The 15,076-nt window shown below is 63.0% G+C and carries 13 protein-coding genes and 2 pseudogenes; 6 read left to right on the top strand and 9 right to left on the bottom strand.

Going from position 1 to position 15,076, the window contains the following annotated elements:
• Positions 1–306 precede the first annotated feature (306 nt).
• From U5A08_RS03410 to U5A08_RS03420, 4 genes and pseudogenes are all read left to right on the top strand, one after another.
• Complete coding sequence (locus U5A08_RS03410) at positions 307–639, top strand: DUF2790 domain-containing protein (protein ID WP_321850275.1); 333 nt, start codon at positions 307–309, stop codon at positions 637–639.
• Positions 640–834: 195 nt separating this feature from the next.
• Positions 835–1,521: pseudogene (locus tag U5A08_RS29780) on the top strand (PAS domain-containing protein); the annotation flags it as partial.
• A gap of 111 nt (positions 1,522–1,632) precedes the next feature.
• Positions 1,633–2,061: pseudogene (locus U5A08_RS29785) on the top strand (methyl-accepting chemotaxis protein); the annotation flags it as partial.
• Between the two features lie 59 nt (positions 2,062–2,120).
• Positions 2,121–2,708 (top strand): flavin reductase family protein, encoded by a 588-nt coding sequence (locus U5A08_RS03420; protein WP_321850279.1) that lies wholly within the window; start codon positions 2,121–2,123, stop codon positions 2,706–2,708.
• 6 nt (positions 2,709–2,714) lie between these two features.
• On the opposite strand, the gene U5A08_RS03425 is transcribed toward U5A08_RS03420, so the two are convergent.
• Positions 2,715–3,524 carry an AraC family transcriptional regulator gene (locus tag U5A08_RS03425; protein ID WP_253393255.1) on the bottom strand — a complete coding sequence of 270 codons (810 nt, stop codon included), beginning with the start codon at positions 3,522–3,524 and terminating at the stop codon, positions 2,715–2,717.
• 138 nt (positions 3,525–3,662) lie between these two features.
• Between U5A08_RS03425 and U5A08_RS03430 the strand changes: the two genes are divergently transcribed.
• Entirely contained in the window at positions 3,663–4,301 is a 639-nt protein-coding gene (locus tag U5A08_RS03430) for a LysE family transporter (RefSeq protein ID WP_321850282.1), read from the top strand.
• A gap of 44 nt (positions 4,302–4,345) precedes the next feature.
• Complete coding sequence (gene ddlA / locus U5A08_RS03435; RefSeq protein WP_253393257.1) at positions 4,346–5,440, top strand: D-alanine--D-alanine ligase; 1,095 nt, start codon at positions 4,346–4,348, stop codon at positions 5,438–5,440.
• A gap of 34 nt (positions 5,441–5,474) precedes the next feature.
• On the opposite strand, the gene U5A08_RS03440 is transcribed toward ddlA, so the two are convergent.
• The 8 genes from U5A08_RS03440 to ssuD form a co-directional block, all read right to left on the bottom strand.
• The gene (locus U5A08_RS03440) at positions 5,475–5,654 is read right to left on the bottom strand and encodes a hypothetical protein (protein WP_276196373.1); all 180 of its coding nucleotides are present in this window, start codon (positions 5,652–5,654) and stop codon (positions 5,475–5,477) included.
• Between the two features lie 77 nt (positions 5,655–5,731).
• On the bottom strand, positions 5,732–7,561 hold the full coding sequence (gene ggt / locus U5A08_RS03445; RefSeq protein ID WP_321850286.1) for a gamma-glutamyltransferase: 1,830 nt from the start codon (positions 7,559–7,561) through the stop codon (positions 5,732–5,734).
• A 36-nt stretch (positions 7,562–7,597) separates the two neighbouring features.
• On the bottom strand, positions 7,598–8,377 hold the full coding sequence (locus U5A08_RS03450) for a PhzF family phenazine biosynthesis protein (protein ID WP_321852169.1): 780 nt from the start codon (positions 8,375–8,377) through the stop codon (positions 7,598–7,600).
• Between the two features lie 193 nt (positions 8,378–8,570).
• The gene (locus tag U5A08_RS03455; RefSeq protein WP_321850289.1) at positions 8,571–9,821 is read right to left on the bottom strand and encodes an acyl-CoA dehydrogenase family protein; all 1,251 of its coding nucleotides are present in this window, start codon (positions 9,819–9,821) and stop codon (positions 8,571–8,573) included.
• A 31-nt stretch (positions 9,822–9,852) separates the two neighbouring features.
• Positions 9,853–11,280 (bottom strand): LLM class flavin-dependent oxidoreductase, encoded by a 1,428-nt coding sequence (locus U5A08_RS03460; protein ID WP_253393261.1) that lies wholly within the window; start codon positions 11,278–11,280, stop codon positions 9,853–9,855.
• A 200-nt stretch (positions 11,281–11,480) separates the two neighbouring features.
• On the bottom strand, positions 11,481–12,653 hold the full coding sequence (locus U5A08_RS03465; RefSeq protein ID WP_321850292.1) for an acyl-CoA dehydrogenase family protein: 1,173 nt from the start codon (positions 12,651–12,653) through the stop codon (positions 11,481–11,483).
• A 79-nt stretch (positions 12,654–12,732) separates the two neighbouring features.
• Positions 12,733–13,578 (bottom strand): amidohydrolase family protein, encoded by an 846-nt coding sequence (locus U5A08_RS03470; protein WP_321850294.1) that lies wholly within the window; start codon positions 13,576–13,578, stop codon positions 12,733–12,735.
• Entirely contained in the window at positions 13,575–14,720 is a 1,146-nt protein-coding gene (ssuD, locus tag U5A08_RS03475; RefSeq protein WP_128191646.1) for an FMNH2-dependent alkanesulfonate monooxygenase, read from the bottom strand. Before ssuD ends, U5A08_RS03470 begins: the two co-directional genes overlap by 4 nt.
• Between the last annotated feature and the right edge of the window lie 356 nt (positions 14,721–15,076).

Raw genomic sequence — 15,076 nt, forward strand, 5'->3', positions numbered from 1 at the left:
AGAGATGTACTTCATCGGCAAGTAAATGTAAGCGTTACTTAGAGCGCCGCCAGTGGATACTCGATAATGACCCGAACTTCTTCCCGGTGCGGTTGAAGTAAACATTACGTGCCAGCACGTTCAGGCGGCTGCCTTCGATAAAACCGTCGGGCTGATAGTTGCAAACCGTGGTTAGCGGTTGTGTTGCGCGAACATTACAATTCTGGAACCTTAGTGCCACCTAACAAATACGTAATCTTCTGGTGAACATCGCGTCAGGGTTGTTTGGTTAATCTCGACACTGAACTTTCAGTCGAGGAGTGAACAATGAACTTTTATAACACTAGCCTGGGTATATTGACGGCCGTCCTGTCCTTCGGTGCATTGGCCGAGGGCGGCGGTGATCGCACGTTTGCGCTGATGATGGAGCGCAATGAAAAATCCATGACCGAGTACGCGGCCAGAGAGGGCAAAGCGGCCCCGGTGGTGCAGAACTATCGCTATGGCATGACCCTGGACATCGCCAAGGTGGTCAGCGTGACGCCACCGGTCCGTGCATGCGGCCCCGTGCCCTCGCGCATGACCTACGAAGACGCCAGCGGCCAGCTCAAGACCCTGGAATATCAAGTGATGGGTATCTGCCGAAACAATGGCAGCTGACCACTGCAAAAAAGAGTGACGCCGGGCATTGAACCGCTCTTCAGAAAACGCCGGCCACGCCGATGCAGGTCAGATCCGTCCTTTTCTCATGACCATCGGTGTCTCATGTTCAACACCCGTTTGAAGCAGGAGCTGTCCGCTCTTCGCGAAGAGTTGTCCAGTTTGCAGCAGGTCAAGGAAAGCCTGGAAAGCGAAATGTTGTGCCTGACCCTGGACGCTGAAGGTCGGGTGGAGTGGGCGAATGCCAACTTCCTGCAGGAACTGGCTTACTCGATGTCGCAACTGCTGGGGCGGCCCGTTGACGAATTGGTGCCGGCCTACCTGCGTCAGGACGAATTCCAGCAGCGCTTCAAGAACGCACTGGTGCGTGGCGAACACTTTGCCGGTGCCGTGCGCCTGTTGCGCGGCAACGGCAAGGAAGCGTGGTTGCGTTCGATCGTGCAGCCGGTGCGCGGCTCGGACGGGCGCATCAAGCATATTTCGATGTTCTCCAGCGACCTCACGCGCACCATCGAGGCGTCGCGCGAGCACGAAAACCTGATCACCGCGCTGGTGCGCTCCACGGCCGTGATCGAGTTCGACCCGGACGGGCATGTGCTCACCGCCAACGAGCGTTTTCTCAATGCGATGGGTTACAGCCTGGCGCAGATCCAGGGCAAACATCACCGTATGTTCTGCGAACCGGCGGAATACAACAGCGCCGAGTACCAGAACTTCTGGAAACGCCTGAACGCCGGCGAGTTTGTCGCAGAGCGTTTCAAGCGCGTGGACAGCCATGGCCGCGCAGTATGGCTTGAAGCCACCTATAACCCGGTGCTGGATGCCAATGATCGTCTGTACAAAGTGGTCAAGTTCGCCACCGTGATCACCGAGCAGGTCAACCGTGAGCAGGCGATTGCCGAGGCGGCCAACATTGCCTACAGCACCTCGCTGCACACCGACAGCAGTGCCCAGCGCGGCACCACGGTAGTGACGCAGGCGGTCGACGTGATGCGCGAGCTGGCCCACCACATGCAGCGGGCCGGCGAGGGCATCGAGGCGCTGAATGCCCAGTCCCAAGTGATCGGCAGCATCGTCAAGACCATCAGTGGCATCGCCGAACAGACCAACCTGCTGGCGCTCAACGCGGCCATCGAAGCGGCGCGTGCCGGCGAACAGGGGCGCGGGTTTGCGGTCGTGGCCGACGAAGTGCGCCAACTGGCGTCGCGCACCAGCAAGGCCACTGAAGAGATTGTCGGGGTGGTGCGTCAGAACCAGGACATGGCTCGCGACGCCGTGAACCTGATGACCGACGGCCGCCAGCAAGCCGAGCAGGGCCTGGCCCTGGCCGCCGAAGCCGGCACGGTGATCGTGGAAATCCAGGACGGCGCGCAAAAGGTCGTCAGTGCTGTCGGACAGTTCGCTAACCAGCTATCGAGCTGACCCGTAGGGCTTGTGCTTGAGGTATCGTAGGTTTTTCACGATTGAAGAGCCGATCCTCCATGAGCCCTGACCACCGCCGCCCCGTTCCGCTGTCCAAGGCCTACCGCTTGCTCAATCACGGCCCGACCGTACTGGTCAGCGCCGCGCATAATGGCCAGCGCGCTATCATGGCCGCCGCCTGGGCCATGCCGTTGGATTTCGAACCGCCGAAAGTCGCGGTCGTGCTGGACAAGGCCACCTGGACCCGCCAACTGCTGGAACGCGCCGGTACCTTCGTGCTGCAGGTGCCCTGCGCGGCCCAGGCCGATCTCGTACAGACCGTGGGCACGACCAGCGGCGCCGATCTCGATAAATTCGCCGCCTATGATTTGCACACCTTCAATGGCGAACACACTGAAGCGCCCTTGCTCGAAGGCTGCGTCGCCTGGCTGGAATGCCGCCTGCTGCCCGAGCCGCATACCCAGCAGACCTACGACCTGTTCCTCGGCGAAGTGGTTGCCGCGTATGCCGACGAGCGCGTGTTCAGCGACGGGCGTTGGCATTTCGAAGGCTTTGATCAACTGCGCAGCCTGCACCATGTGGCGGGCGGGCATTTCCTCACCATCGGCCAGCCGATTGACGGGCAGCAGCTAACGCCCGCCGGTTGAGCCTGTTCAGCGCCCGAGCATCTTCACCCAGCGCGCCGGCGGCATGCCGTAGGTGCTGCGAAATTGCCGGGTCATGTGGCTCTGGTCGGTGAAGCCGGCGAGCATCGCCGCGTCCACCAGCGGTTTGCCCTGGGCCAGCAGGCTGCGTACCAGATCCAGCCGGCGCATGGTCAGGTAGCGGTAGGGGCTGGTGCCGAACAACAAGCGAAAATCCCGCGACAAGGCCCAGCGGTCGCGACCGGCGTGTTCGGCCATTTCATCCAGGGTGATGCTGCGGCCCAGGGCGCTGTGGATAAATTCCCGGGCGCGTTCGGCGGCGACGTAATCGAAGGTCTTGCGGGTGGTGATCGCTCCCGAGGCGTTGCTCAAGGCCTGGGCCAGGTCGAACATCGCGTCCTGCTCCTGCAACGGGTCGATCGGGCAGTCCAGGCTTTGCAGCAACACTTCGCTGGCGCGGTGCAACCACGGGTCGGTGGACACTCCGCCGGGGATAAACGGCAACGGCTTGCCGCCGAGGATCTGTTGGATCAGCGCCGGCTCCACGTAGATCATGCGGTACTTGAAACCTTCCTCGCTGCCGGCGCGGCCGTCGTGGGTCTCGTCGGGATGAATCACCATGGTGGTGCCGGGCAGGCCGTGAGTCATGCCGCCGCGATAATGAAAACTCTGCACGCCGAACAAGGTACGACCGATGGCATAGGTGTCATGGCGATGCGGGTCGAACGCGAAGCCGGCAAAGTACGCCTCGATGCGGTCCAGGCCGCTGGCGTGCGGCGCGCGGTGCAGCCAGTCGAGGGTGGGGGTGGGTTTACCCATGGTGACTTGTCACAAGAAGAGGTGGAAACACGTTAGCCGAGTCTGAAGCCCTTGTCTGCCGGGGTCTTGTACGATTGTGCAGGAGGGCAGGCGAGGCCTATGATCGCTGTTCGTGCCTTGTGCTGATGGAGCGCCCCCATGGATGTCCTCAACCCTGCCTACGTGGCGCCCCTGAGCTCGCTGGCCCTGCTGTGGACGGTGGCGGTGGTCACGCCTGGCCCCAACTTTTTCAACACGGCGCAACTGGCCGCCAGTTGTTCGCGCCGCCATGGTGTGGTGGCCTCGGCGGGTGTGGCTACGGGTACGATCCTGTGGGGGGTGGCGGGTGGCCTGGGCATAAAGTCGCTGTTTAGCGCCGCACCCATGCTGTACCTGGCGTTCAAGATCATCGGTGGCTGCTACCTGATCTACCTGGGGTTGAAGCTGTTCAAGCGCTCAGCGCCGGCGATGGGGCAGAGCCTGTTGCCGGACGGGCCTCGACGCTCGTTGTTTTCCGCCTGGCGCCTAGGGTTACTGGGCAATCTGTCCAATCCCAAGGCCGCGTTGTTCGTCGCCACCATCTTCGCGTCCACCATGCCGCCGTCGCCATCGCCGATGCTGTTGACCCTGGCGGTGATCATCATGGCCACCTTGTCGTTCAGCTGGTATTCCAGCGTGGCCCTGGTGTTTTCCAGTGCGCGCATGGCCGACCTCTACAGCCGCTCGCGCAAATGGCTCGACCGTTTTGCGGGGGGGTGCTACATGCTGTTCGGTGTACATCTGGTAGCGAATCGCTGACCGCTCATGGTAAGAAGCCTTACTTTCAACAGTGAGGTCGGGTCATGAGCAAGGTGCGCGTAGGGATTATTTTTGGTGGCCGTTCGGCCGAGCACGAAGTCTCGCTGCAGTCGGCGCGCAACATTGTCGATGCCCTCGACCGCTCGCGCTTTGAGCCGGTGCTGATCGGCATCGACAAGGCCGGTCACTGGCACCTTAACGACACCTCGAACTTCCTGATCAACCAGGAAAACCCGGCGCTGATCGCCCTCAACCAGTCCAACCGCGAACTGGCGGTGGTGCCGGGCAAGGCCAGCCAGCAAGTGGTGGAAACCACCGGCAGCGGCCTGCTGGCCCACATCGACGTGATCTTCCCCATCGTCCACGGCACCCTCGGCGAGGACGGTTGCCTGCAAGGCCTGCTGCGCATGGCCGACCTGCCTTTCGTCGGCTCCGACGTGCTCGGCTCGGCAGTGTGCATGGACAAGGACATCAGCAAACGCCTGCTGCGCGACGCTGGTATTGCCGTCACGCCGTTTATCACCCTCAACCGCAACAACGCGGCACGCACCTCGTTTGACATGGCGGTGCGCACGCTCGGCTTGCCGATGTTCGTCAAACCCGCCAACCAAGGCTCCTCGGTGGGCGTGAGCAAAGTGAACGACGAGGCCGAATACCACGCCGCCGTCGAACTGGCCCTGGGCTTTGACGAGAAAGTGCTGGTGGAGTCTGCCGTCCAGGGCCGCGAGATCGAATGCGCGGTGCTGGGCAACGACAACCCCATCGCCAGCGGTTGCGGCGAGATCGTGGTGAGCAGCGGCTTCTATTCCTACGACAGCAAATACATCGACGACCAGGCGGCCCAGGTGGTGGTGCCGGCCGATATCAGCGTGCAAGCCAGCGAGCGGATTCGCCGCCTGGCCGTCGAAGCGTTCGAGGTGTTGGGGTGCGCGGGGTTGGCGCGGGTCGATGTGTTCCTCACCGAGGACGGCGAAGTGCTGATCAACGAAATCAACTCGTTGCCGGGTTTTACCCGCATCAGCATGTACCCCAAGCTGTGGCAGGCGGCGGGGATGAGCTACAGCGAGTTGGTCAGCCGCTTGATTGAGTTGGCGTTGGAGCGGCATGCGGGGCGCAAGGGGTTGAAGATCAGCCGATAGCCATCGGCCGGCGCGTCAGTAACGCCATCAGGCGTTACTGAGGACTTCCCGGAAAACGTCCGGTCTTACTTCTAGTGTCGGCGGCTCGAGTGATTTCGACCGGGTGTACTGCGCCGTAAAGCCCTGCTTTGACCTCCTGAATGGCGGTCAGTAACTCTTCGCCGATATTGCGTTTGGCGTCACGTTCCTTCAGCTGTTTCTCAGTGAGTGGCATGTTTCATGTCCTTCGCGATCTTGTACAGGATATGCGCTGGAGTATGCTCGGTAGCGCCCTTGGCGTCAGCGTAAACATCAATCACCCAACGCCTCGCCCTCCCGCCGAGGATCGGCACCCCCGCTCAACATCACCTTGCCCTGCGCATCCCGTGTGCGAACGATCGCCTGGATGCCGCTGGTCATCTCGATCTCGCTCAGTGCATGGCCCTTGTCCTTGAGTGCCTGTTTCAACGCCGGGCTGAACATGCCGCTTTCCAGTTCGGTTGCGCCATTGCGGCTGCCGAAGTTGGGCAGGTTGATGGCGGCTTGCGGGTCGAGTTGCCAGTCGAGCATCGCCACCAGGGATTTGCTCACGTATTCGATGATCTGCGAACCGCCTGGCGACCCCAGCGTAGCCAGCAATTCACCGCTGTGGCGGTCGAACACCAGGGTCGGCGCCATGGCCGAGCGCGGGCGTTTGCCGGGTTGTACGCGGTTGGCCACCGGCTGGCCGTTTTCCTCGGGAATGAACGAGAAGTCGGTCATCTGGTTGTTGAGCAAAAAGCCCTGGACCATCAGGTGCGAGCCGAACGCGGCCTCCACCGTGGTGGTCATCGACACGGCACCGCCCTGGTCATCCACCGCCACTACTTGCGAAGTGGAGATGCGCAGCGGCGAGCGGTCCGGGGCATACGCCACTTGAATGCCCGCCGGTTGGCCCGGCTGCGCGATGCCCAGGCTGCGATCACCGATCAAGGCGGCGCGCTGGGCCAGGTAGTCGGGGGCGACCAGGCCTGCGACCGGCACCGGCACAAAGTCCGCATCGGCCACATACAGTGCGCGGTCGGCAAAGGCCAGGCGGCCGGCTTCGGCGATCAGGTGAACCGCCTCGGGCGTGGGCTCAAGGCCGGCGAGCGAGGCGCTGTTGAGCGGCGTCATGGGCGCGATGGCCAGGCGCGGGTCGCGGGCTTCCAGGGCCTGCAGCGTGCCCATGATTTGCGCGATGGCAATCCCGCCCGACGACGGCGGCGGCATGCCACAGATTTTCCAGCGCTTGTAGTCGCTACACAGCGGCGCACGTTCCTTGGCCGCGTAGCCTTCAAGGTCGGCCTCGGACAGGCTGCCCGCGTTGCGGTGGCCCTGCACCTTGCGCGCAATCTCGTCGGCAATCGGACCGTGGTACAGCGCGTCCGGGCCTTCCTTGGCGATGCGTTTGAACACTGCAGCCAGCGCCGGGTTTTTCAACAGGGTGCCGGTGGCTTTGGGTGTGCCATCGGCGTTCAGAAAGTAGGCCGCCATCTCCGGCGACTGTGGGATAAAACGGTCTGCGGCAATCAGGCTGTGCAAGCGCGGCGAGAGGGCGAAACCCTGTTCCGACAGCCGGATCGCCGGCTCGAACAACTTGGCCCATGGCAGGTGCCCGGTCTTCTTGTGCGCCATCTCCAGCGCTCGCAACACCCCCGGCGTGCCCACCGAGCGCCCGCCGATCTGCGCGGCGGTGAACCCCATCGGCTGACCGTCGGCCTTGAGGAACAGGCGCTCCGTCGCCCCGGCCGGTGCGGTTTCCCGGCCGTCATAGGCGTGCACGGTATGCCCGTCCCACAGCATGATGAAGGCACCGCCGCCAATCCCCGACGACTGCGGCTCCACCAGCGTCAACACCGCCTGCATGGCAATCGCCGCATCGATGGCCGAACCGCCCTGGCGCAACATCTCACGCCCGGCCTCGGCTGCCAGCGGGTTGGCGGCCGCCGCCATATGGCGCTCGGCGTGGCGCGGGCTGAGGTCGCTGCGATAGCCCGAGCCTAGCTCCGGCGCCGGAGGCAGTTCGTTGACCGGGGCGTGGCAGGCCGCAAGGGCCAGGGTTGCGGCAATGACCGTCAGTTGACGGCGGGCAATCGAAAACACGCGCTGAACTCCGTTCATTTTGAGAATGATCTGTCGTTCCAGGGGGGCTGCTTTTTACAGGTAAATCGTGCCTTGCATATACAGCACGGCCTTGCCGGAAATAATCACCCGGTCGCCCTTGAGTACGCAGCGCAACTGGCCTTTGCGCGCACCGCCTTGCTCGGCGGTCAGGCTTGTCTTGCCCAGGCGCTCGGCCCAGAACGGCGCCAGTGAGGTATGCGCGGAACCGGTGACCGGGTCTTCATTGACCCCCACATTCGGCCCGAACCAACGGGACATGAAATCACACCGCGTGCTCTTGGCCGTCACCGCAATCCCGCGTTTGGGCAGGCCCTTGAGCTGGGCGAAGTCCGGCGTGAGCGCAGCAACCTGGGCTTCATCGTCGAGCAACACAATGTAGTCATCGGTGCCGAACACCTCGGCGCGTTCAATTCCCAGCGCGCTCAACATTCCGGCCGGTGGCTCGCACGCGTGTGGCGCTTTCGCCGGGAAATCCATCGCCAGTTCATCGCCCTCGCGGGTTACCCGCAGCTCGCCGCTGCGCGTTGCAAATCGCAGCACATCAGGCGCATCCGCCAACGCATTGATCAACACCCACGCCGCCGCGAGTGTGGCATGGCCGCACAGGTCGACTTCGACGGTCGGGGTGAACCAGCGCAACTCATAAAAATCGTCACGGGGCACGAAGTAGGCGGTTTCGGACAGGTTGTTTTCGGCGGCGATGTTTTGCAGTTGCGCGTCGCTCAGCCATTCGGTCAGTGGGCACACCGCTGCGGGGTTGCCGCCGAAGGGGTGTTGGCTAAAGGCGTCGACTTGGTAGATGTCCAGTTTCACCGTGGTGTACTCCATGCGTTCGGGGAGGCTGGACACTAACAGCGGGCTCTGGGGAGCGTCAAAATACAGAAGGCGTGTTTTTTTGCGCGCATGCACGCTGCAGGGAAGGGCGCGGCGCAGCTTTTTCGGTGTCTCAGAAAAATGCCCCGACAGGCCGGGGCATTTTCAACTCGCGGTTTTACACGCTCTGGTGCTATTTCTGCGCGTGGTTTTGCTGGCCGCCACTGCCGATCTGCCACACGTAGGGCGGTTCGGTGCCGTTGATTTCCCAGTCGCCGATGATCCGTTCTTTATAGATCAATGGATTATGTGAGGCCGCGGTGCGCGCATTGCGCCAGTGGCGGTCGAGTTGCAGGCTCGTGCGTGCGGCGGATGCGCCCAAGGCGTTGAACAGGTCGCTGGTAGCGCGAAGCACCAGATCGGCGATCACCACTTGCGCTTGGGCCGACTCCAGCTCAGCGGCAATATTGGCTTCGCGTTCGGCCTGCGCATCCTTGGCGAAGTGCGCCACATAGGCGCGTTGCGAGGCCGCTGCGGCGCGCAGGGCCGCCGCTTCGGCCGTGTAGACCTGCGCCGAGGCTTTGCCGACCACCTGCTGCACCTGCGCATCGTCACGCACCGCCGCCGCATTGCCATGGCTGAACACCCGGGCGCGAACCCGTACCTGTTGGGCCACCTCTCGCACGGCCGCCAGCCCCGACCCGACCAGCACGGCCAGCAGGGTCAGTTGGTAAAACGCCGTTTGGTATTTAAAGCGCGTGGAGAAATCGATCAGGTGGTCGTCTTCGACCACTGCGTTTTCAAACACGGAAGTGCCGCTGCCGGTGGTGCGCTGACCGAAGCCATCCCAATCGTCGCTTTGCCGCACACCCGGTTGCTGCACGCGGACCGCCGCGATCACATCGGCACCGGTGTCGTCCCGTTGGGCGTACAGGTCGATCCAGTCGGCGAACAGGCTGCCGGTGCTGTAGAACTTGGTGCCGTTGGCGACCCATTGCTCGCCCTGGCGGCTGATGCGGGTAATCACCTGGCCGATCTTCACGTCGCCGACTTCGGTCCAGGCATTGCCGACCAGTTCCCCGGCCACAAACCGCTCGAACCAGGCGTTCTGTGGGCTGAATGCCTGGGCGTTGAGGCGGTCTTCGACAAACGCAAAATGCCCGCGCAGGGCTTGTGTCACGTTGGAGTCGGCAGCCGCCAGTTCAATCAACAGTTGGAACAGTTGCGGCAGCGAGGCGCCGGCCCCGCCGAATTCGACCGGCACACGCACGGCGCCAAACCCGGCTTGTTTGAGCCATTGGATCGGTTCGAACGGCAGCGTGCGAGTGCGTTCGCGCTCGACCGCGCCTTCGGCAATACGCGTAAAGATCGGCCGAAAACGCGCGGCGAGCGCCTCGTAATCAGTACCGACGGACAGTGTGTTCAGCGTGGCGAAACTGGACATGGAATGGATTCCTCTTCAGCGCAGATAAGCGTCAAGTCAGGTCAGAGAATCTGGACGGTTTGGTGTGATCGGTGGCGTTGGCGCCGGTTTTGAATGCACCGCGATACCGTGCCGCCGGATGGTCGTCTGCGGCATACGGCGAAGTGCCGTCGAGCAGGTTTTCGCGCAGGGTGTCGCCCTCATAGGAAGTGCGGACACGGCCCCGGCGTTGCAGCTCCGGAACGATGAACTCGACGAGGTCTTCGAACGTGCCCGGGGTGATCGCATAGGCCAGGTTGAAGCCATCGATCCCGCCGACGTCCACCCAGCGCTCCATCTCGTCGGCCACCGTTTTCGGGCCGCCCACCAGCACCGGGCCCAGGCCGCCGATGCTGCGGTGTTTGATGATGTCGCGCGGCGTCCACTTGCGGTCGGGGTCGGCGGTGGCGAGCAGTTCCAGCACCGAGCGGATGCTGTCGTTGTCGATCGCCTCCAGGGGTTGGTCCGGGTCGTATTCGGAGAAATCGATGCCGGTCCAGCCGCCGTAAAACGACAACATGCCTTCACCGTTGGCATAGCTCAGGTAGTCGCGGTATTTGGCTTGCGCGGCTTCATCGCTTTCAGCGGTGATCACCGTCAACAGCGTGAACACCTTGACCGAATCACGGCTACGGCCCGCCTCCACGGCGCGGTTGCGGATGTCATCGGAGACCTCGCGCGCCTGTTCTGCGGTGGCCGGGCTGATGAACACCCCTTCGGCGTGCTTGGCGGCAAAGGCGCGGCCACGGCTGGAGGCGCCGGCCTGGAAAATCACCGGGGTGCGCTGTGGCGACGGCTCGGACAAATGGATGCCCGGCACATCGTAGTATTTGCCCTTGTGACCGATCGGGTGGACTTTGCTCGGGTCGGTAAAGATCCCGCGTTCACGGTCACGCAGCACCGCGTCTTCATCCCAGGAGCCTTCCCACAGTTTGTAAGTCACGTCCAGAAACTCATCGGCGATGTCGTAGCGTTCGTCGTGGGAAATCTGTTGCTTGAGGCCCAGGTTGACCGCCGCGCTGTTGAGGTACGAGGTCACCACGTTCCACGCCACGCGGCCCTTGGTCAGGTGGTCGAGGGTCGAGAACTTTCGCGCCAGGGCGTAAGGCTGTTCGTAGGTCAGCGCCGAGGTCACGCCAAAGCCCAAGTGCTTGGTGACGGTAGCCATGGCCGGCACTTGAAAGAACGGATCGTTGACCGGCACCTGGTCGGCGTCGAGCAGGGAGGTTTCCACCGAGCCGCGATAGATGTCATACACGCCGACAACGTCGGCGATAAACACTGAGTCGAAATAGCCGCGCTCAAGCAGCTTGGCCAACTCGACCCAGTAATCGAGGTCTTTGTATTTCCATGCCTGGCTGTCCGGGTGACGCCAGGTGCCCGCGGCCTGATGACTCACGCAGGTCATTTCAAACGCATTGAGGATAATGCGGGAAGCCATAGTCGATTAACTCCAGTTGTCTTGATTCATGGGGCACGCACGGCGGTTCAATCGTGGTTTAAGGGGGTGATTGCATAGTTCATGCCGAGTGCCAAAGGCCTGTAATGCCTGGGTTTTGTCGGTTCATGGGGCTGGCTGCCTATCACTGGAGCAACACTTTGTTGTTCTGGTGAACGGTGGCGAACACCCGGCGCGTGTGGTCAGGAATAGAAACTCGGCGTCGGCGGTTTCTGCTTCAAGGCCCACTCGCCGAGTTCGCGGATGCGGTAGTCCACCGGGTCGTGCAAGGTTTGGGTCCGCAGGTTTCGCCAGTAGCGATCAAAGCGCCGCGAGGCATGGGTGGCGCGGGCGCCTGTCACCTCAAACAGCCTCGAACTCAGGTCCAGGCCGACCCGGGTGGCATGGACCTTGGCGCTGCCGATGGCCAGGGCGAGGTTCGCGCGCTCCTCGGCGCGCAGCTGTTCGCCGCGGTTCCAGGCCTTGTCGAACAACGCATTGGCCCGTTCGGCCAGGGCGCGTACCGCCTCCAGGCCGACCCAAAACTCGCCGTAGTGGGCCAGCACATAAGGGTCGTCGACCGCCCGCTCAACCTCGGACTTGAACCAGGCGCGTGCTTCGTGGGTGGTGTAGTGCTGCGCCTGCTCAAAGGCGCCTTCGGCAATGCCGAGGAACAGGTTGACGAACGTCAGTTGCGCCAACAGCGGTCGCAGCCCGGAAAACACCGTGCTCAGCGGGCCAGGGTCGAGCAGCAGTTCATCTTCGGCCACCCGCACGCGTTCGAAACGGGCGCTGCCGCTGTCGGTCTGGCGTTGGCCCATATTGTTCCAGTCGTTGAGCAGGGTAATGCCGACGCGGTCAGTGGGGATTGCGGCGATCAGCAGTTTGCCTGCGCCACTGTCCTCCAGCGCCGAGGCAATCAGCCGGTCGGAGTCGCTGGCCCCGGAGCAGAAGCTTTTCATCCCGGAAAACTCGCGCCCGTCGTCCACGCGCGTGGCCACGGTGCGGGTGTCCAGCGGGTTGAGGGCGTTGCCCCAGAACCAGCGCTGGCGGACGGTCTGTTCCAGCCAGGGCTGCCACTGATCGGGCCGCGAGAACAGGCGCACAGTGGCCAGCATCAAGTGTTGGAAACCAAACACATGGGCCATCGAACTGTCGACTTTGGCGAACTCGCGCACGATGTTCAGCGTGTCGCTCCAACTGGCGCCGAGGCCGCCGAATTCACGGGGAATACTCAGGGTCAGCAGGCCGCTGTCGCGCAGGGCATCACGCTCGCGTTTTGGCGTGCCGCCGCGCTCGTCACGCTCGGCAGCCGTACTGGCCCAGTCGGCCGCCAGACGGCGGGCGACGTGCACAGGATCGTTGGGGGTGGTCACAGGGGAACTCCTTGATGTTGAAAACAGCGCCGGGCCGCCCCTGGATGACGGCCGGTCCCGGCGTGTAGCGCGAGGTGTTCTACAGCCCAAACAGCCGGGCGGCATTGCCGTAGAGGACGTTGTCGAGCACCTCGGGTTTGAAACCCAGGCGCAGGACATCCTCGATGGATTGACGAATCGGGCGGAACGGATAGGACGAGCCGAACAGCAACTGCTCTGCCAGAAAGCCGTTGGTCGCTTGCACGTAGGCGTCGCTGCCGGGCTGGAACAGGTACATGTCCGGCACCAGGTAGATGTTCGGGTAGCGGAACGCCACGCCCAGCGCTTGCTGCACGTTGGGCCAGTAGCCGTGGTAGCAGACGATCGACAGCTGCGGGAACGCCCGGGCGACCTTGGCCAGGTGTTCGGGGTTGTTGAAGGCGGGGTCCGGGGTGGTCGGCCCGCTCATCAGAAACAGCGGAATGCCGCGTGCCTGCAAATGCTCGTAGATCGGCCAGTACAGCGGGTCATCCGGCTGCCTGGCCGGTTCGCCAAACCCCGGCTCCAGGTCGATCCCGGCCAGGCCCAGTGTCGAGATGGCGCGCTCGATCTCGCCCAGCGCGCCTTCGATACCCTGCAGCGCCGGGTCGATGCTGGCGATGCCGAGCAACTCGGTGTGGTCGCGCACGATGTTGTGAATCAGGTCGTTGGGCAGATGCTGGCCGGGTGTGTGCCGACCGACCACCACCGCCCGGCTCAACCCGGCGTCGCGCACTTCATCGAGAAACCCCTGGGGTGTGCGCGAGCGGGCGAAGTGCTCGTCGTCGCCACGCGTGCCCACCCGCCGGTTCAGCCAGCGGGCGGTGGCGGTCTCGGCGCTGCCTGGGGTGGCGCCGAAAAAATCGTGCAGGTACGCCGGGCGGCAGCGCATATCAATCACGTTCATGCCGTGGCCTCTTCCTTGGCCGATGTATGGCCGGCCCGCACGTCGAACGCGCCGCCGGTGAGTACTTGGTCGCGGACCGTGACAGGCTGTTTGCCCAACAGCGGGAACACCAGTTCGGCAAAGCGGAAAGCCTCTTCCAGGTGCGGGTAGCCGGACAGTACAAAGCGGTCTACGCCGAGGTCGGCATATTCCTGCAGACGCTTGGCGACGGTCTCGGGGTCGCCCACCAGCGCCGTACCGGCGCCTCCGCGCACGAGGCCGACACCGGCCCACAGGTTGGGCGAGACCTCGAGCTTGTCGCGCTGTCCACCGTGCAGGGCGGCCATGCGGCGCTGGCCTTCGGAGTCCATCTTGGCGTAGTTCTCTTGGGCGTCGGCGATCACATCGTCGTCGAGGTGGCTGATCAGCTCTTCGGCCGCGGCCCAGGCCTGCTCGTTGGTTTCACGCACGATCACATGCAGGCGCACACCGAAATGCAGGGTGCGCCCATATTTTTTCGCACGCTCGCGCACATCGGCGATTTTCGCGGCCACGGCCGCCGGCGGTTCGCCCCAGGTCAGGTAGGCGTCGACCTGTTGGGCCGCCAGCTCATGGGCGGCAGGGGACGACCCGCCAAAATACAGGGGCGGGTGCGGTTGCTGCACGGGTTTGAAGAAGTTCTGCGCGCCTTCGACGCGCACATGCTTACCGGTGAAATCCACCACCTCGCCACTGAGCAAGCGCCGCCAAACGCTCAGGAACTCGCCAGCGGCTTCGTAGCGTTGGTCGTGGTCGAGGAAAATACCGTCGGCGGCCAACTCGGTGGCATCGCCGCCGGGTACGACGTTGAGCAGCAGGCGGCCGTTGCTGGCCTGGTCCAGTGTGGCCGCCTGACGGGCCGACGCCGTGGGGTTGCCCAGCGAGGTGCGCAGCGCCACCAGCAACTTCAGGCGATGGGTGACCGGTACCAGGCTGGCGGCGGTAATCCACGGGTCCAGGCAACTGCTGCCGGTGGGAATCAACACCCCGTCATAGCCCAGGCTCTCGGCGGCTACCGCGATTTGTTGCATGTATTTGTTGGTGGCCGGGCGGCCGCTGTCGGATCGGCCCAGATAACGGGTGTCGCCGGAGGTGGGCAGAAACCAAAAAATATCAAGACTCATCAACATGCTCCTCGCTGCAAAAATAAGAAGCCCGCTGCCTTGGGTAAGGTAAGACGGCAGCAGGTTGTGCAACGCAGGGCCGGCCCGGCTCTATGGAGGCGCTTGTTGGAACAAGTCTGTGGCTGTGGCCGATAGTTCCAAGAGAGCAAGCATCGTACCAACCGATCAACTTGTTGATTTATAAGGTAATGATTGGTTTGTATGCGGCGATGACTGTCGCTGGAAGAGGAGAAGTGTTGAAACGCTGTTGCCTGGCAAACAGTTGGGCGCAAAGAGAGAAGTGTTCGCTGGGCAACAGGCTTTAAGCAGGCTGTGCCGAATCAATACATGATTGTTTACGCAGATTGCATATAACT

It is taken from the genome of Pseudomonas paraveronii (assembly GCF_963681955.1).
In the GTDB taxonomy this organism is placed as follows: domain Bacteria; phylum Pseudomonadota; class Gammaproteobacteria; order Pseudomonadales; family Pseudomonadaceae; genus Aquipseudomonas; species Aquipseudomonas paraveronii.